The organism is Staphylococcus sp. GDY8P57P, assembly GCF_017892585.1.
Lineage (GTDB): Bacteria > Bacillota > Bacilli > Staphylococcales > Staphylococcaceae > Staphylococcus > Staphylococcus borealis.
Map to the genome: position 1 here is coordinate 22,126 of NZ_JAESLK010000007.1, position 16,487 is coordinate 38,612.

General features: G+C 35.8%; 17 protein-coding genes. 9 read left to right on the forward strand and 8 right to left on the reverse strand.

Annotation, left to right across the window (positions count from 1 at the left end):
• Positions 1 to 46: 46 nt before the first annotated feature.
• Positions 47 to 1,822, reverse strand: a complete 1,776-nt coding sequence (locus tag KA878_RS02920; protein WP_193838804.1) for an oleate hydratase — start codon at positions 1,820 to 1,822, stop codon at positions 47 to 49.
• A 196-nt stretch (positions 1,823 to 2,018) separates the two neighbouring features.
• Between KA878_RS02920 and KA878_RS02925 the strand changes: the two genes are divergently transcribed.
• Positions 2,019 to 2,606: a TetR/AcrR family transcriptional regulator gene (locus tag KA878_RS02925; RefSeq protein ID WP_193838803.1), complete on the forward strand. Its 588-nt coding sequence runs from the start codon at positions 2,019 to 2,021 to the stop codon at positions 2,604 to 2,606.
• An 88-nt stretch (positions 2,607 to 2,694) separates the two neighbouring features.
• Here the strand turns inward: KA878_RS02925 and pbp4 are convergent, their stop codons facing one another.
• The 3 genes from pbp4 to KA878_RS02940 all read right to left on the reverse strand — a co-directional run bounded on the left by pbp4 (position 2,695) and on the right by KA878_RS02940 (position 5,701).
• Positions 2,695 to 3,846: a penicillin-binding protein PBP4 gene (pbp4, locus tag KA878_RS02930; RefSeq protein WP_193838802.1), complete on the reverse strand. Its 1,152-nt coding sequence runs from the start codon at positions 3,844 to 3,846 to the stop codon at positions 2,695 to 2,697.
• Positions 3,847 to 4,255: 409 nt separating this feature from the next.
• Positions 4,256 to 5,395 carry a polysaccharide deacetylase family protein gene (locus tag KA878_RS02935; protein ID WP_193838801.1) on the reverse strand — a complete coding sequence of 380 codons (1,140 nt, stop codon included), beginning with the start codon at positions 5,393 to 5,395 and terminating at the stop codon, positions 4,256 to 4,258.
• Positions 5,396 to 5,530: 135 nt separating this feature from the next.
• The gene (locus tag KA878_RS02940; protein ID WP_154392021.1) at positions 5,531 to 5,701 is read right to left on the reverse strand and encodes a hypothetical protein; all 171 of its coding nucleotides are present in this window, start codon (positions 5,699 to 5,701) and stop codon (positions 5,531 to 5,533) included.
• Between the two features lie 71 nt (positions 5,702 to 5,772).
• Here KA878_RS02940 and KA878_RS02945 point away from each other — a divergent pair, with 71 nt between their 5' ends.
• The gene (locus KA878_RS02945) at positions 5,773 to 6,696 is read left to right on the forward strand and encodes an ABC transporter substrate-binding protein (protein ID WP_193838800.1); all 924 of its coding nucleotides are present in this window, start codon (positions 5,773 to 5,775) and stop codon (positions 6,694 to 6,696) included.
• Between the two features lie 71 nt (positions 6,697 to 6,767).
• Here KA878_RS02945 and yut read toward each other — a convergent pair whose 3' ends face one another.
• Positions 6,768 to 7,670 carry an urea transporter gene (gene yut, locus KA878_RS02950; RefSeq protein WP_193838799.1) on the reverse strand — a complete coding sequence of 301 codons (903 nt, stop codon included), beginning with the start codon at positions 7,668 to 7,670 and terminating at the stop codon, positions 6,768 to 6,770.
• 217 nt (positions 7,671 to 7,887) lie between these two features.
• On the opposite strand from yut, the gene KA878_RS02955 reads away from it, so the two are divergent.
• The 7 genes from KA878_RS02955 to KA878_RS02985 are packed head-to-tail and all read left to right on the forward strand — an operon-like array spanning position 7,888 to position 12,956.
• The gene (locus KA878_RS02955) at positions 7,888 to 8,190 is read left to right on the forward strand and encodes an urease subunit gamma (RefSeq protein ID WP_053030032.1); all 303 of its coding nucleotides are present in this window, start codon (positions 7,888 to 7,890) and stop codon (positions 8,188 to 8,190) included.
• 12 nt (positions 8,191 to 8,202) lie between these two features.
• A complete protein-coding gene (locus KA878_RS02960) occupies positions 8,203 to 8,610 on the forward strand; it encodes an urease subunit beta (protein WP_053030033.1) in 408 nt (135 codons plus the stop codon).
• Positions 8,610 to 10,325 carry an urease subunit alpha gene (gene ureC, locus KA878_RS02965; protein WP_193838798.1) on the forward strand — a complete coding sequence of 572 codons (1,716 nt, stop codon included), beginning with the start codon at positions 8,610 to 8,612 and terminating at the stop codon, positions 10,323 to 10,325. The genes KA878_RS02960 and ureC overlap by 1 nt, the downstream gene beginning before the upstream one ends.
• 12 nt (positions 10,326 to 10,337) lie before the next feature.
• Positions 10,338 to 10,790, forward strand: a complete 453-nt coding sequence (gene ureE, locus KA878_RS02970) for an urease accessory protein UreE (RefSeq protein ID WP_107629269.1) — start codon at positions 10,338 to 10,340, stop codon at positions 10,788 to 10,790.
• Positions 10,783 to 11,472: an urease accessory protein UreF gene (locus KA878_RS02975; RefSeq protein ID WP_193838797.1), complete on the forward strand. Its 690-nt coding sequence runs from the start codon at positions 10,783 to 10,785 to the stop codon at positions 11,470 to 11,472. The genes ureE and KA878_RS02975 overlap by 8 nt, the downstream gene beginning before the upstream one ends.
• 12 nt (positions 11,473 to 11,484) lie before the next feature.
• The gene (gene ureG, locus KA878_RS02980; RefSeq protein WP_193838796.1) at positions 11,485 to 12,099 is read left to right on the forward strand and encodes an urease accessory protein UreG; all 615 of its coding nucleotides are present in this window, start codon (positions 11,485 to 11,487) and stop codon (positions 12,097 to 12,099) included.
• On the forward strand, positions 12,099 to 12,956 hold the full coding sequence (locus KA878_RS02985; RefSeq protein ID WP_193838795.1) for an urease accessory protein UreD: 858 nt from the start codon (positions 12,099 to 12,101) through the stop codon (positions 12,954 to 12,956). The genes ureG and KA878_RS02985 overlap by 1 nt, the downstream gene beginning before the upstream one ends.
• A gap of 225 nt (positions 12,957 to 13,181) precedes the next feature.
• Here KA878_RS02985 and KA878_RS02990 read toward each other — a convergent pair whose 3' ends face one another.
• The 3 genes from KA878_RS02990 to KA878_RS03000 form a co-directional block, all read right to left on the reverse strand.
• Positions 13,182 to 14,828 carry a phospho-sugar mutase gene (locus KA878_RS02990; RefSeq protein ID WP_193838794.1) on the reverse strand — a complete coding sequence of 549 codons (1,647 nt, stop codon included), beginning with the start codon at positions 14,826 to 14,828 and terminating at the stop codon, positions 13,182 to 13,184.
• 243 nt (positions 14,829 to 15,071) lie between these two features.
• On the reverse strand, positions 15,072 to 15,173 hold the full coding sequence (locus KA878_RS02995) for a type I toxin-antitoxin system Fst family toxin (RefSeq protein WP_275126180.1): 102 nt from the start codon (positions 15,171 to 15,173) through the stop codon (positions 15,072 to 15,074).
• Between the two features lie 207 nt (positions 15,174 to 15,380).
• A complete protein-coding gene (locus KA878_RS03000; RefSeq protein ID WP_193838793.1) occupies positions 15,381 to 16,358 on the reverse strand; it encodes an SMP-30/gluconolactonase/LRE family protein in 978 nt (325 codons plus the stop codon).
• Positions 16,359 to 16,487: the final 129 nt, after the last annotated feature.

The following is a 16,487-nucleotide window of genomic DNA, read 5'->3' on the forward strand; positions in this document are numbered from 1 at the left end:
CGTCATGTGGGGGTTGAGTTCTGCCATTAAGCATTTGTATCTACACTTATAGTAACTTGTGTTGTTGCAACAATGCTTCGATATATGTGCCTTTAATCTTCTTCAAGAAAGTGTTGAGGGCGAGTTGCTGTATTTTGTTATGTTCGGTGAGTTCTAATAAATTTTTACGGTCGGTGAGTTCATATAAGGCATCCATCAATATGCGAAGGTCAAATTCTGTTGCAACCACTTCAGGGACACCTCTATCTATGCCCAACAATTGGTAGACTGCTTCCATAGCAGTTCTTACCGAATATTCAGTGGTAAAGACAGTATCTCTTTCTGTTTCTGCAAAATTACCAATAAAGGCTATGTTGCGAGCATTTTTAGGCACAACAAGTGGTCTGTCTCCAACAGCTCTAGGCATAAAATAAGAACAGATATATGGCATATAGACTGGTATCGTATTACATTGATTTTTAGCGAGGTCTTCAATTTGATTGATAGGTACGCCCATATGATATAGCCATTCTTGGCAAATTTCATTTCCACTGCACTCAGTGATTGGTTTATTGATAAAGTCACCATTCACGTTTGAATATAACGCGTAAATCCAAACGCTCACCTCATCGTCGGGTTGGCTTTTAAATTGTTGTTGACGATTTACAGTAAAATTCAATTGCCATTTAGAATCATTCACAGTAACAATCCCACCTGTCACTGTCTTGCCGGCTAAAGGATCTCGTTTACAAATGTGCTCGATAGTATTAATAATTGTCTTGTTATTCGTCGTCGCAGTTGCTGATACAAACCAACTTTTGTCCGGTAAATGATGATAGAACTTTTCGGGACAACCAAACTCAGGACTCTGTTTGGCAAGATTACGCCACAATGTCCAACTACCGCCGATATCTTTTGTAGGGGGTGCGGGGGTGTTGTTATCTCCATATGTTGAACTTTCAGTAATACTACCATTCGTAACAAATACTAAATCATTTGGCGTTAGAGGAATAACTTCATCTTTACCTGAACGTTTAAGTTGTATTTCACGAGCAACTTTTTCTGTTGTTGTGATATCGACTTTAATATTCATGACTTGGACATCATATTGAAATTGCACACCGTGGGACTCTAAGTAGGCAATCATAGGAAGAACAAGTGATTCATATTGATTATATTTGGTGAATTTAAGGGCACTGAAATCCGCTAATCCTCCAATATGATGTACAAAGCGCATTAAATATCGACGCATCTCCATCGCAGAGTGCCATGGTTCAAATGCGAACATTGTTTTCCAATAAATCCAGAAATTCGAATGCATAAAATCATTTGAGAAAACATCCGTAATCGTCACATCATTTAATGCTTCTTCTTTCATTAAACATAAATGTATGATTTCTTTAATCGCTTGTGGCGTCAAAGTAAAATCACCATCAGTAGGTAACTGATGTCCCCTTTTCTCAATAACACGACAACGTGAGTAATTAGGATCTTCTTTATTTAACCAATAAAACTCATCTAATACGGAAGCATTGTCCATTTCAAGCGATGGGATGGAGCGAAATAAATCCCATAAACATTCGAAATGATTTTCCATTTCTCTTCCGCCTCTAACAACATAGCCTTTTAAAGGAAGCTCATCGCCATCTAAACTTCCACCAGGTTTAGATAATTCTTCTAAAACATGGATTTTTGACCCATCCATTTGTCCATCTCTAATCAAGAAACATGCAGCAGCTAACGAGGCTAATCCAGAACCAATAAGATAAGCGGATTTATGCGCGACATTTTCTGGTTTTTTAGGACGGGCAAATGCTTCATAATTCCCGTTACTATAGTACATACATATCACTTCCCAAATGTTCATTATTTTTAATTTTTAGATTGAAAAGTAGTAAACTATTAGTAATCTTAAAGAAATTAATCTACCCTTCGACTGTATTATAAAATGCGGAAGGCTAAGAATTGTGCGTCACTTATGTGGTTTTGTAACATAAGCGACATTTTAATTAAACTGTCCGATATGAGGAGTGATGATGTTGAACAAACAAGATTTACGCGTCCAAAAGACACATCAAGCGCTAATTACTTCATTTTCTGAACTATTGCAATCAAAATCATTTGAACAGATTACAGTTCAGGACTTATGTACCAAAGCTAACGTACGACGATCTACGTTTTATCGTCATTTTAGTGATAAATATGATTTGTTAAATCATGTCGTCGGCACATTAATTGATCATTTTAGAGCGTTATATTTACCAGACATTAATCCTGATAATCCAAGACAATTTTTCGAGAAATTGATGAGAGATGTTTTGACATTTATTCACGATAATAAAGACATGGTCCGTAGCGTTATAACTCTCAATTTTTACGGCGAAGTTTATACGATTTTTTATGAACAAATCTATAAAGCCGTTCAAAAGCAAATTGAATTTGATCGACAGAGTGGACAATTTTATGTAGATGTAACCATATATGGAGAATTTTTAACTGGGGGAATTTTAAGCGTTATAACGAACTGGATTCAACATGGACAACAACAATCGATTGATAAAGTAACGAATGAAATTGTGAATATGATATGTGGTGCTAGAGAAATCCATTTGAAGAAACTGAGATAAAACGCCCTTTATTTAAGGTATTTCATAATTTGAAAAATGTCGCCAAGTTGAAAGCTTAGCGACATTTTTTCTAATTTAATTTATCGATTTAGAACCATTTCCATTTTTTATCTGCAGCAACGCGTGGGTAGTCACTACCTGATAAGAAATCCCTATGATAATGAACATAGGCTTTGCCATCTTTATTGATGGCTATATGCCACTGAGCGTTATCCTTTGGCACGATATCATATAAATCTTTCTTAACATGATATTTCTTGCCATCAATTTCATGGTCACCTTCAGTTAATACTTTCTTGTATTCATATTTTTGGCGATATTGTTTAATAATGTTGTTCCCTATTCGATTTCTATTATATTTTGCATTTTCATCGCCATAAGGTTGAACGTTCATGACCGTTTCGTTTAAACGCAAGTGATTTTGCTTATTGGTTAATGCGATGTTATAGCCTTTATTACTTGTACCTGTCTTCAACCCATCCGTACCAGGTAAATAAAGCGGTTGGCCTTTTAATGATAGATTTGTACTCTTAAACGTATTGCCTTGTTGTGTATCTTGTGTCAACTTAGATATTTGCAATACTTCAGGATGCTTTGAAATAAGCTGTTGCATTAAAATGTTCATATCTTTCGCTGTACTTTTAGGATATTCTTGGTTTTTAAATTTAGATGGTGCGTATTGACCTAACAAGCTATTCTGCGCGCCAGCAGGATTGACAAAATTTGTATTTGTCATATGAAATGATTGCGCTTGTTGATTCATTTTGTTAGTAAATGCATCATTATTACCACTAATCTTCTCACCTAATATCATCGCAGCAGCATTGCTTGATGCTAATGTTGTTTGTTTGATTAATGCTTCGATCGTATATACTTGACCTTGTTGCAATGATACTGATGATAAATTTGGTAAATTAGACAGAGTTGCATAATGATTGGTAATTTTTACTTTATCGTTAAGCTTTAATCTTCCATTGTCAATGGCTTCATATGTTAAATATAAGGTCATCATTTTAGACATAGATGCCGGATCAACATGTTGATTTCCCTGGTAATGATATAAAATTTGCCCTTGATCTGTAGTCAACATGACACCACTCGGCTGATATTTCGTGCTTATGCTACTATGTTTTTCTTTATTAGCAATCGTTACTGGCGATTCACTCGCGTAACTTATCGACGTATGTAATAGCGCTATCGTAATGATGGCGCCTATCCCCTTTACAAATTTACTAAACAATATATCCCCTCTTTTTAAATATTTATAATATTGTACAATATCTTTTATAACAATATTATATGGATAATACAACTATATATAAACGCATAATCTTAGAATGCTGTTTCTTATTAAGATGATCAACTCTCATTTTTAATGATTTAACCAAATTAAAGGGAGTGGAACAGAATTCTTTTTAAATTCGTCGTCCGCTCCCAGCTTGCTTTGCTTGTAAAATCACTTTCGTGATTTTTTGTGTTGGGGCCCCGCCCGCAAGGATGACTAGAACTGAGAAAAGCTTGATTTAAGCGTATTTTTAGTTCAGTCAGCTACTGCGAATTTGCAAAATAGCATCATCATATTATTAATGTCTCATGCTCATTTCGCTGTCATTTGTCATAGCGATGAGTTATGTGCCTGTGACTTCTGATTATTTATACGCTTTGTCACCTTTAAAATAACTACGATCTTCCTTGCTATAAACCTTGTCAGGGTCTACAAATGGTTTCAACTTGTATTTGAAGTCATAAAGATTCAAACCATCGATAGCAACACGATCTTGATATACACTATACTCACCGATATCAGTAAAGTTATTAGGACCTACGCCCGCTAAATATTTGAAACCAGCTTTATGCTCTAGATATTGATAACCTGCAGAGCCCCTATCTTGCGCGCCATGAGGGAAAATAAATAAATCTGTTTGTCCAATGATTGGTGTGACTTCTTTCTTCCAACGTTCGGTATCTTTCACAATACGATCATATGAACTATTGGCAAAATCAATGTGCCCCCAAGAATGACTTGCAAATGTCCAACCGTCACGTTTCATTGCGTTTGTAACTTTGATTGCTTGTTCTTTTCGCTCATGATAATCTTTGCTGTCTAACTCATTGGTACGATATCCAAGTACACCGTTATAACCTGTTAAACCAACGACACCCTTTTGTCCATTCAGTGAGAAATCGGGATGATCTTTCACAAAGCGATTTAGAATCGGAACGATATCATTCGTTTCACTTTGTGTTACTTTCCCATCTTTACCTTTTGTTTCAGATACAACGTGATTAGATTTGTCTAAGACTAAGCGGTCTGCATAGCCGTTTCCTCTCATATAATCATAGTAATTCATATCATCAATGGATAAAATTAATGGTTTCTTTCCTTTAGGCAGCTTTAATGTTTTCTTCTTAATAGGTTTAGAATTAAAATCGTAAGCATCATGTGGATCAATTAATATGTAATGATGCTGATATAACTCATCAAGTGAACGTTTAAATTCATTAACAGTAATCATCCAATCATTATTACCTTTTGCTTGATTTGCTTCACCAGTGAATGCGATCTTAGGATCTGTAATTAACGGATGAAAAAAGACATGCGCCACATCACCTTTATATTCAACCCAATCTTCTTGTCCAGAACTTTTCTTTTTCGCATACATGTTTGCTTCTTTATTTTGCGATGCTTGTTGCGCTTTTTTATCTTGCGTGTGTGATGTCGATTGACATGCACATAAAACAATGGCTAGAACAACTGTGAATACACTCAACAAATATTTCTTAGTCATGCATTTACTCCTTTATATAACAAAGTGATTTTATGCCGATCACTGAATATTATATAATATTTTTATACTATGCATAACATATCATTTATAACTTAATGTAATTTTTACATGACATTAATTTTATTTAATATTAAATTATTTGTTTTTACGCTTTTCAATGAATTTCATAACTAAATTAACTACAATGGCTAGAACAATAATGCTCTTTAATATTAATTCGTAAATTTCCGGCATTGAAAATGTACTAATGAATACAAATACTATGATGAGCACTATCGCAATTTTATCGTGACTATCTAATGTCATTCTATTTCACCTTTTGCTTCATTTTAATTTCCTATATAATTGCATTATACATATAAAAGGAGATGGATGTTTTGAGAAAATTATTTGCTGTGGCGTTAGTATTTATTTTAGCCTTAGCTGCTTGTGGTAATAATAGCGATAATAATCATTCTAATGATGCTAAAGAAGATACTAAATCTTATACAACTGACGATGGGGATAAAATTAAAATTCCTAAGGAACCTAAACGAATCGTTGTTTTAGGTACAACGTATGCCGGTGGTTTAAAAGAACTTGATGCTAACATTCAAGCTGTAGCTAAAAATGTGGATGATAGTTCAGTATTAAAAGATAAATTTAAAGATGTTAAGAAAATTAATCCTGAAAACGTTGAAGCTGTAGCTAAAGCCAAACCAGATTTAATCATTACTTATAATACTGACAAAAACTTGAAAAAATTGAAAAAAATCGCACCTACTGTCGCATTTGATTATATGAAGCATGATTATAAAGAACAACATTTAGAGTTAGGTAAAATTATCGGTAAAGAAGATAAAGCGCAAAAATGGGTAGATCAATGGGAAGATAAAACGAAAGATGATGGTAAAGAAATTAAGGATGCCATTGGTGAAGACGCTACTGTCTCAATCATCAAAGATTTCGATAAAAAAATCTATGTTCTAGGTAAAACTTATGGTCACGGTAGCGAAGTACTTTACGATTCATTCGGCCTAAAAATGCCAAGTAAAGTTGAAAGTGCAACTAAAAAAGAAGATTTAGCTGATATTTCTGCGGAACAAATTCCAGAAATGGCTGGTGATTATGTCGTAACACCTGTTGCTAAAGGGGCTGACCTTTCATTCGAAAATAAAGATGTTTGGAAAAATACAGACGCAGTTAAAAAAGGACAAACATTTAAAGTTGACGAGGGTGTGTATTGGTTAAACGATCCCTATTCTCTTGACTTTGAACGTAAAGATTTAAAGAAAAAATTATTAGATTCTGCAAATAAATAGTGCCTTACTTGCATAACAACCATCAACCGACCAGAATACCTGGTCGGTTGATGGTTTTTTTATTATAACATTTAATTTGTTTCTTCAACTGATGCCTTGCCAGCGAATATCACAATCCATGTGGCAAATATGAAAGGTGCCGTAAATACAGGTAATCCTACTGGTGCAAGTAACGTTGCGAGTGCACCATGCATTACTACAGTTAATAACAACCCTGTAATGACTGCGATATACGTATTTAATTTCGTCGTAAATATCGCACCCAACGCAATACCTGTAAGTATAGCGTTATAGCCGTATAAACCATTCGTAATAGATGGATAGTCACCACCAAGTGCCACAATAAAGATAACAGCTAAGATACTGGAAATGATGGCGTATATACCACCTTTGATTGATCCTACAAAGATGCCTATTATAATTAACACACTTCCCAGTATAGACGTCACTAGAAAGATTTCACTGAAGTTCGTAGTAATACCACTAAGCCAACTGATATGATTATGACTAATATCTGGATGTTTTACTTGTTGTGGCAATATATCAATTGTCACTTTTAATTTCGAAAATTGTGTCGTCATTGCTAACACTAACCATGTCATCAATACAAATGGAAATGTTAGCATAGGTACACCAAAAGGCTTTAACCATTCTCTAATAGCCGCCCCCATAGGCAACGTTAAAATGGTCGCAATCAGCAATACAATCCAAGCTACCATAGTAGACTGAAGGAACAATGCTAAACCAATAGCCGTTAACACAGCATTATACCCTGCTAAGCCATCTTGAATTTCCGCTTCACTATAATTGAAGAAGGGTGCCAATAAGAGCGCTAATACGCTACCTATCATAGCCGCTATACCAATCTCCCATCGAGCCACAAACAAACCAATTAAAATCAGTACCCCTGACCATTTGTTATTCATAAACACAACTTGCGCTATATTTTTGAAAAAAACATTAATATACTTCACAAACTCACCTTACTCTTCTGTTATTACACTTCATTCTTTTAAATTCTAGCACTATTACTACAACTTACAAAATACTTTTACAAAATTTAATCATGTAGAAATACAATTAGAGTTTGGATTTAAAATAATTGTATGACTATATTGCTTGTACAATATTCTTAACAGTTCTAACATTAAGACTACGAACGTTATTTTCAAATGGAAAGAAGGAATAGATATGCATTTTACTCAGCGTGAACAAGATAAGTTGATGATTGTTGTAGCTGCAGAAGTTGCAAGACGTCGTAAAGCACGTGGTTTAAAGTTAAATCATCCTGAAGCACTCGCTTTAATCAGTGATGAATTACTTGAAGGTGCAAGAGACGGTAAAACCGTAGCCGAATTAATGAGCTATGGCAAAACAATACTAAATGAAGAAGATGTCATGGAAGGTGTTGCAAGCATGATCAAAGAAATTGAAATCGAAGCAACATTTCCAGATGGAACAAAACTCATTACAGTCCATCATCCAATCGTCTAAGGAGGCAATAATATGATTCCTGGAGAAATTATAGTTAAAAATACTGAAATCGAAATTAATCAAGGACGCGCGGAAACGGTACTTGTTGTTAAAAATACTGGTGACCGTCCCGTACAAGTTGGTTCTCACTTCCACTTCTTTGAAGCTAATAAAGCATTAAATTTTGAACGTGAAAAAGCTTATGGCAAACACTTAGATATTCCCGCTGGTGCAGCCGTACGTTTCGAACCAGGAGATGAGAAAAAAGTTCAACTTGTTGAATATGTAGGCCATCGTAATATATATGGTTTCCGTGGTTTAGTGAATGGCAAAATTGATGAAAGTCGCGTTTACCGTCCTACAGACGAGAATGATGACTACGCCGGTGTATTTCATGACGAAGGCGAAGAAAACGTCAATAAAAAAGGAGGACAAGATTAATGAGTTTTAAAATGACGCAATCTCAATATACCAGTCTTTATGGTCCGACTACAGGCGATTCAATTCGTCTAGGTGATACAAATTTATTTGCTCAAGTCGAACACGATTATACAAGTTACGGAGATGAAGTCACTTTCGGTGGCGGTAAATCGATTCGTGACGGTATGGGGCAAAATCCTAACGTGACACGTGACGACCGTTATGTTGCAGATTTAGTTATAACAAATGCAGTTATTATTGATTACGATAAAGTAGTTAAAGCAGATATTGGTATTAAAAATGGCTACATCTTTGCTATTGGCCAAGCAGGTAATCCAGATATTATGGATAATATTGATATCATTATTGGTGCGACAACAGATATTATTTCAGCTGAAGGTAAAATTGTGACAGCTGGTGGTATTGATACACACGTTCACTTTATTAATCCAGAACAAGCTGAAGTAGCACTTGAAAGTGGTATCACTACACATATTGGTGGCGGAACTGGTGCATCAGAAGGTACTAAAGCTACGACAGTAACCCCTGGCCCTTGGCATATACATCGCATGCTTGAAGCAGCTGAGCAACTCCCTATTAACGTTGGTTTCACTGGTAAAGGTCAAGCTGTTAATCACACTGCGCTCATTGAACAAATTCATGCAGGTGTTATTGGATTGAAAGTTCATGAAGACTGGGGTGCAACACCATCAGCACTTGATCACGCATTAGCCGTTGCAGATGAATTCGATGTTCAAATTGCCCTTCACGCTGATACATTAAATGAAGCTGGATTTATGGAAGATACAATGGCAGCAGTTAAAGGACGTGTCTTACACATGTATCATACTGAAGGTGCAGGTGGTGGACATGCGCCCGACTTAATTAAATCCGCATCATATCCTAATATCTTACCTTCATCTACCAACCCAACATTACCTTACACACAAAATACTGTCGACGAACATTTAGATATGGTAATGATTACACATCACTTAAACGCATCTATTCCTGAAGATATCGCCTTTGCAGATTCTCGTATTAGAAAAGAAACTATCGCAGCTGAAGATGTACTCCAAGATATGGGCGTCTTTAGTATGGTAAGTTCTGACTCACAAGCGATGGGACGTGTAGGCGAAGTGATAACACGTACTTGGCAAGTCGCTCACCGTATGAAAGAACAACGCGGTTTCTTAGATGGTGATGCAGAATACAATGATAACAACCGTATTAAACGTTATATCGCTAAATATACAATTAATCCTGCAATTACACATGGTATTTCAGACTATGTGGGTTCAATCGAAGGTGGTAAATTAGCAGATTTAGTAATGTGGGAACCAGCCTTCTTCGGTGTTAAACCTGAACTAATTGTAAAAGGCGGTTTAATTAATGCAGCGGTTAATGGCGATGCCAACGGTTCAATTCCAACATCAGAGCCACAAAAATATCGTAAAATGTATGGCCAATATGGTGGCAATTTACAGCATACTGCCATTACATTTGTGTCTAAAACTGCATTCGAAAGTGGTATCTACCGTAGCTTAAACCTACAACGTATGGTTCGACCTGTTCATGGCATTCGTAATTTAACGAAAAAAGACATGAAGAATAACGATGCTACACCTAAACTTGATGTAGACCCACAAACTTATGAAGTATTTGTTGATGACGAAAAAGTGACTAGTGAACCTGCTACTGAATTACCGTTAACTCAAAGATACTTCTTATTCTAGGAGGTACGTTTAATGATTATAGAAGAAATTCAAGGAAACATTGCCAATTTACCAGCTGAAGATAAACAAAAGCACGTTGAAAAAGTCTATTTAGAAAACTCTGATTTAGTTAAACGTATTCAACGTGTAACAACAGATCATGGCACAGAAATTGGTATCCGTTTAAAACAACCTATTGATTTACAATATGGTGATATTTTATATCAAGACGAAACAAATATGATTGTGGTTGATGTGAATTCTGAAGACTTACTCGTTATCAAACCACGTACGTTACAAGAAATGGGCGATATCGCACATCAACTTGGCAATCGTCATTTACCTGCACAATTTACAGAAACTGAAATGCTCGTACAATATGATTATTTGGTCGAAGATTTATTAAAATCATTAGGCATTCCTTATAGTCATGAAGACCGTAAAGTTAATAAAGCCTTCAGACATATAGGACATTCACATGATTGATCATTCACATCTTCGATTATTTCAGTTCTGTGATTCACAATTTCCTACAGGTGCATTTAGTCATTCATTTGGTTTAGAAACATACATTCAACGCGATGTAGTTAAAGATGCTAAGACGTTTAAAGCATGGTTACAGCTATTTTTAAATGAGCAATTAACCTACTCAGACGGTTTGGCTATGCGTTTTGTCTATCAAGCGTTAGAAAACGAAGATACAGAAGAAGTATTAAGATTAGACCGCTTAATCTATGTTCAAAGTTTGCCTCGCGAAACACGTGTCGGCACGAAACAAATGGGCACACGTATGGCGAAATTAGCTATGGAACTTTATGATAGCGAATGGATGACGTGGTACCATACGCAAATGACTGAGAAGCGCGCTAAGTTACATCCAGCGATTTGCTTTACAATGTTAGGCCATCATTTAGGTATTGATATCGAAACGATTATTGATTATTACTTGTATCAAAATGTTTCAAGTTTAACTCAGAATGCGGTACGTGCAATCCCTCTTGGTCAAACAACGGGGCAACAAGTTGTGTCAGATATGATTCCGCATATCGAACGTACGCGTCAACATATCTTCACATTGAACGAATCAGACTTTGGTGTGACAGCACCAGGATTAGAACTTAATCAAATGGAACATGAGAACGTTAATGTGAGAATCTTTATTTCATAGGAGGTAATATTTATGGCAAATCCAATTAAAATTGGTATTGGTGGTCCTGTTGGTGCAGGTAAAACACAATTAGTAGAAAAATTAGTCCGCCGTCTGTCTAAAGAATTAAGTATCGGTGTTATCACAAATGATATTTATACTAAAGAAGACCAAAAAATCTTGGTTAATACAGGCGTGTTAGCTGAAGATAGAATCATTGGTGTCGAAACAGGTGGCTGTCCACATACAGCTATCCGTGAAGACGCTTCAATGAATTTTGCTGCGATTGATGAATTATTAGAACGTAATGACGACATTGAGTTAATATTTATTGAATCTGGTGGCGATAACTTAGCCGCTACATTCAGTCCAGAATTAGTAGATTTCTCAATTTATATTATCGATGTAGCCCAAGGTGAGAAAATTCCTCGTAAAGGTGGTCAAGGTATGATTAAATCTGACTACTTCGTCATTAATAAAACAGACTTAGCGGAATTTGTCGGTGCGTCATTAGACCAAATGGCTGAAGATACGAAGACATTTAGAGGAAATCGTCCATTCACATTCACTAACCTTAAGACTGATGATGGCTTAGATAATGTAATTGAATGGATTGAACGTGATGTATTGCTTAAAGGGCTATCTTAATGACTGAAGACAAGAAACAAGCTATTGAACAACCTTGGACTGGACAGTTAGACTTAACTGTATTCAATAATGGTAAACGCTCTGTTGCACGCGACATCTTCTTTGAAAAAGCGCTAAAAGTCATTCGCCCAGTCTATTTAAACCATTCAACGATGCCTACGTTCTATATTGTGAACGTGGGCGGTGGTTACTTAGATGGCGATCGATATCGAATGAATATCAATGTAGATCAAGGCGCAGCAGTGACGCTCACATCACAAGGTGCTACGAAGATTTATAAGACGTTGAATGATCGTGTGGAACAATATCAAACATTCCATATAGCGAAAGATGGATATATGGAATATGTTGGTGACCCGATTATTGCTTACGAACATGCGAAATTCTATCAGCACAATATATTCAAGTTAGATGAAACGGCATCTATGTATTATACAGATATTTTGACGCCTGGCTATTCTATGCGTGATGAACATTTCACATATGATTATATGCATTTATTAAATGAAATTTACGTCGGTGATGAACTCGTCACTTACGATAATTTGCGTATGCATCCAAGTGAAACAGAGATTAGTTCGATTGGTTATATGGAGCATTACACACATTTAGGTTCAGCCTATTTTATTCATCCTGACGTGACGCAAAAGTTAATCGATGAAGTGTATGACGAAATTAAAGGTTATATGAAGCAATATGATTGTCGTCTTGGTATAACACAATTGCCAACACATGGCTTTACCGTGCGTGTATTATCAAATATGACACAGGAAATTGAAGAGATTCTGAATACGGTGCAATCTTATATTGCGAATAAATTATACGATCGACAAATCAATTTTTTAAGAAAGTATTAATAAAGCAGAACAGGGAGCGGGACAGATTTTTTTAAAATCGTTGTCCCGCTCCCTGCTTGCTTTGATTGAAAAAGCGATGACGCACTTGACCAGCCTTTTACAAAGGTTAAATGGTCGTGATTCATCGCTTTTTGTTTTCATTTTTGTCTCAAGACGTATCCGAATCCTAGTGGCGTCTTGCCATCAAAATGCCGTCTTTGTACTAGGAAAGACATTTGAGAAAGGCTATTCAGTATCGCCAAATATATAATTATAGATGTCTTGTGATACTTGTTCGAAGTTATCGACGTTGAGTGAGAGATAGAACTTCAGTTTAGGTTCTGTACCTGATGGTCTCAATGCAATAAAGCCTTCTTTAAAGATGATTCGTATCACATTCGCTTGAGGTAATCGTATTATTTCTTCAGTATGATCTTCTTTATTTACACGTTTTAATGTCTTATAATCTTCCACTGCAACAACGTTTAATCCTGCTATGATTTCAGGAATATTCTGTCTTAATTGATTCATTAATTCATTAATCTGTTGTTGTCCTGCTTTACCTTCAAAGACTTTAGACATCGGTTTATCACGATACTGGCCTACTTCTTTATGGATTTCTTTTAATGCCTCGTGCAGTGTTTTGCCCTGACTTTTCAAAATAGATGCATACTTAATTATCAATGGCACGATTTGAATAGCATCTTTGTCTCGCACGAAATCATCGGCCAAATAGCCATAGCTTTCTTCATAGGCGAATAGGAAAGATTCTGTATCATCTAATTCACGAATAGCTTTAGCAATATGCTTAAAGCCGATTAAGACTTCCTTCACAGTGACCCCATGTTGTTGTGCAAGACGTTTACCTAACTCGCCACTTACAATAGATTGAATAACAACTGAATGCTTCGGTACATTCGTGTGTTCGAGAAGATATTTAATGAGTAATGCGCCGATTTCACTACCACCAAAGTAATATGTTTGTCCATCTGTATAACGTTCAACAAACCCCATGCGATCGACATCTGGATCTGTTGCAATAATTAAATTCGCATCGCTATCATGTGCTTGTTGAATCGCTAAATCAAAGGCTTCGCGTTCTTCGGGGTTCGCACTTTTCACGGAACTGAAATTCGGATCAAGTTCACATTGTGATTGCACTAAGCTGACTTGTTTAAAATTCAGATGCTTTAACACGTCTGGAATAATCGGTACTCCGGTACCATGTAAACTCGTATAAACAACCTTTAATTCAGATTGTGGAATATCTCCTACTAACCGTGTAATTTTATTGATATAACTATCATCAACCGCTTCTGGTAAATCACTAGTATTCTGCTCAATGCGTTCTTGGTTTAATTTAATATTTAACTCAAGCGGATCACCTAAGTTATTGATATAGTTAGCAACTTCTAATGACGTAGCTTCATCTAATTGTGCGCCATCTGCACCATAAACTTTGATGCCATTATAATCTTTAGGGTTATGGCTTGCTGTAATCATAATACCTGCAGATGTTTGCAAATATCGCACAGCATAAGAGAGTTGTGGCGTTGTTTTATACACATCTGACAGATAAACTTTGATATCATTCGAAGTCAAAATTTGCGTAATAATTTGCGCGAATTCTGATGATAAATGACGAATATCATAGTGAATGACAATTGAAGGATTATCTTCTTTATCGTTTAAGTAATTAGCAATTCCTAATGCCAGACGTTGTATGGTATAGCGATTTAATCGACCTGGACCAAGTCCAAACTGGCCACGAATACCGGCAGTACCAAATGCTAATTCAGTTTCAAATCCTTGTTCTTGAAACGTTGCGGTCTGGCTATCATAGAATGATGCTACAAGACTGTCATCTTTATATTTCATCCAATTGTCTTTCATCATATACTCCTTTCATACTTATGCGGATGTCTTATTATTCTTTTTCAGTATACTGGATATTTAAAAAAGTTTCATTTGATTAGTAAATAAGCTCTATTTAGTAATCTTTTATGCTGGCCGAATTAAACTTGCAATAAGTTACTCATAGTGATATAATACATTCATAAATTAATTCCATTGGCAACACCAAACCCCTCACTATTGCGCTAGTGAGGGGTTTTATGGTGTGTTAGACGATGTCGCTTATTTTCTATTACGGTTGTCTAACCAATATTTAAAAGCCGTAACAATACATCCTGTAATAACAGGACCAATGATGGTTAAAAAAATTAACTCCATTGGCATCACACCTCCTTCCGTCGAAATTACCGCCGGAAGAGCTAGCGACGCCTTGATTATAGCACCAAAGTGTAAAATCACTCTACGTTGCAAATTTTGATATAGTAAATGCTACATTAGCATATAAATTAATAAATTCACGATTATTTATAGAAAACTGTTCTATTTACTCTAAAATAATTGATATTTACTATCTTTCTGAGTTTTTATTACTTACTGAAATTGATAGCTTTCATGACCTTTCGCAAAGGCTTCAACGGTATAAATCATAGAACCACCTTCTGAGCCATTCTCAATGTCATTGGTACAAATGAGCAATTGGTTTGTTCCAGGAATAAATTGTGGATGTGTTGAACGTAACATTTTACCTTCATCACGCCCTGGCATTAAGATTTGACCAATAGGATAGCCACGTTTATTAAAGACTAAGACACGTCCTTGCCCATACATCGCTACGTATAAATTATCATCACTATCGATACATACTGAGTCTGGCCCTTCATGACCAGTAAAGTAATACGGAATCGTTGCGCCAAATGGTGCAATTGTCACACCATCGTCCTCCAATTGAATACGATGAAGTCGATTTGTCGTTGTTTCTGTCACCCATAGTACTTTTTCATCCGTACTTAACGCTACTCCGTTAGCTACTGAAATATTCTGAATGACTGGTGTTACTGTCTTGAAGTCAGGCGAAACGTAGTAGACGCCACCTTTAGGGTTAGTAGAATACCCTCTGAAATCAGTGAAATAGAAGCCACCTTTACTATCAAAGACCATGTCATCGATACAATATTCTGTGTTGAGTTCTGAAATAATTTCTTCAAACTGTTCACCATGTTCATCAGTAGCGAAGATGCCGCCTGTTGACTCAAAGTCACCTAAATAACATGTAAATAATCGTCCATCTTTATGTATTTTGACTGCAGCTGGATTTTGTTTTGTTGATTGAAATGCAGTTGAAACTTCTTTTGTATTTATATCAACTTTAAAAATTTTACCGCCAAATACTTCACATAAGAACAAATTATGATCTTTATCAAAGATGAGACCTTCTAATTGCAATCCTTCATCTGAAATTTTCAACCATGGTTCTGCCGTTACCGTTTGTAATTCACTTTCAGAAATAATTGGTACTGCGCTTTTAGATGCTCCAGTATATGTTAATTTTGGTAAAGATTGATTTGTCATTATTAATATTTCCTCCCTTTGTGAAAAGTATCGTTTACATTCATTATAATCCTTTAATACACTTTCTACTTATCGTACTACATGTAATCGTTTTCAAAAAGTAATTATACTTCTAACATAGGTCTATTG

Excerpts from the sequence above, each read along its gene's own strand:
- KA878_RS02935 (WP_193838801.1), bottom strand. The coding sequence starts at position 5,395 with ATGACTAAGAAATATTTGTTGAGTGTATTCACAGTTGTTCTAGCCATT.
- KA878_RS02975 (WP_193838797.1), top strand. The coding sequence starts at position 10,783 with ATGATTGATCATTCACATCTTCGATTATTTCAGTTCTGTGATTCACAA.
- ureG (WP_193838796.1), top strand. The coding sequence starts at position 11,485 with ATGGCAAATCCAATTAAAATTGGTATTGGTGGTCCTGTTGGTGCAGGT.
- ureC (WP_193838798.1), top strand. The coding sequence starts at position 8,610 with ATGAGTTTTAAAATGACGCAATCTCAATATACCAGTCTTTATGGTCCG.
- KA878_RS02920 (WP_193838804.1), bottom strand. The coding sequence starts at position 1,822 with ATGTACTATAGTAACGGGAATTATGAAGCATTTGCCCGTCCTAAAAAA.
- KA878_RS02995 (WP_275126180.1), bottom strand. The coding sequence starts at position 15,173 with ATGCCAATGGAGTTAATTTTTTTAACCATCATTGGTCCTGTTATTACA.
- KA878_RS02960 (WP_053030033.1), top strand. The coding sequence starts at position 8,203 with ATGATTCCTGGAGAAATTATAGTTAAAAATACTGAAATCGAAATTAAT.
- KA878_RS02985 (WP_193838795.1), top strand. The coding sequence starts at position 12,099 with ATGACTGAAGACAAGAAACAAGCTATTGAACAACCTTGGACTGGACAG.
- KA878_RS02940 (WP_154392021.1), bottom strand. The coding sequence starts at position 5,701 with ATGACATTAGATAGTCACGATAAAATTGCGATAGTGCTCATCATAGTA.
- KA878_RS02990 (WP_193838794.1), bottom strand. The coding sequence starts at position 14,828 with ATGAAAGACAATTGGATGAAATATAAAGATGACAGTCTTGTAGCATCA.
- KA878_RS02955 (WP_053030032.1), top strand. The coding sequence starts at position 7,888 with ATGCATTTTACTCAGCGTGAACAAGATAAGTTGATGATTGTTGTAGCT.
- KA878_RS03000 (WP_193838793.1), bottom strand. The coding sequence starts at position 16,358 with ATGACAAATCAATCTTTACCAAAATTAACATATACTGGAGCATCTAAA.
- ureE (WP_107629269.1), top strand. The coding sequence starts at position 10,338 with ATGATTATAGAAGAAATTCAAGGAAACATTGCCAATTTACCAGCTGAA.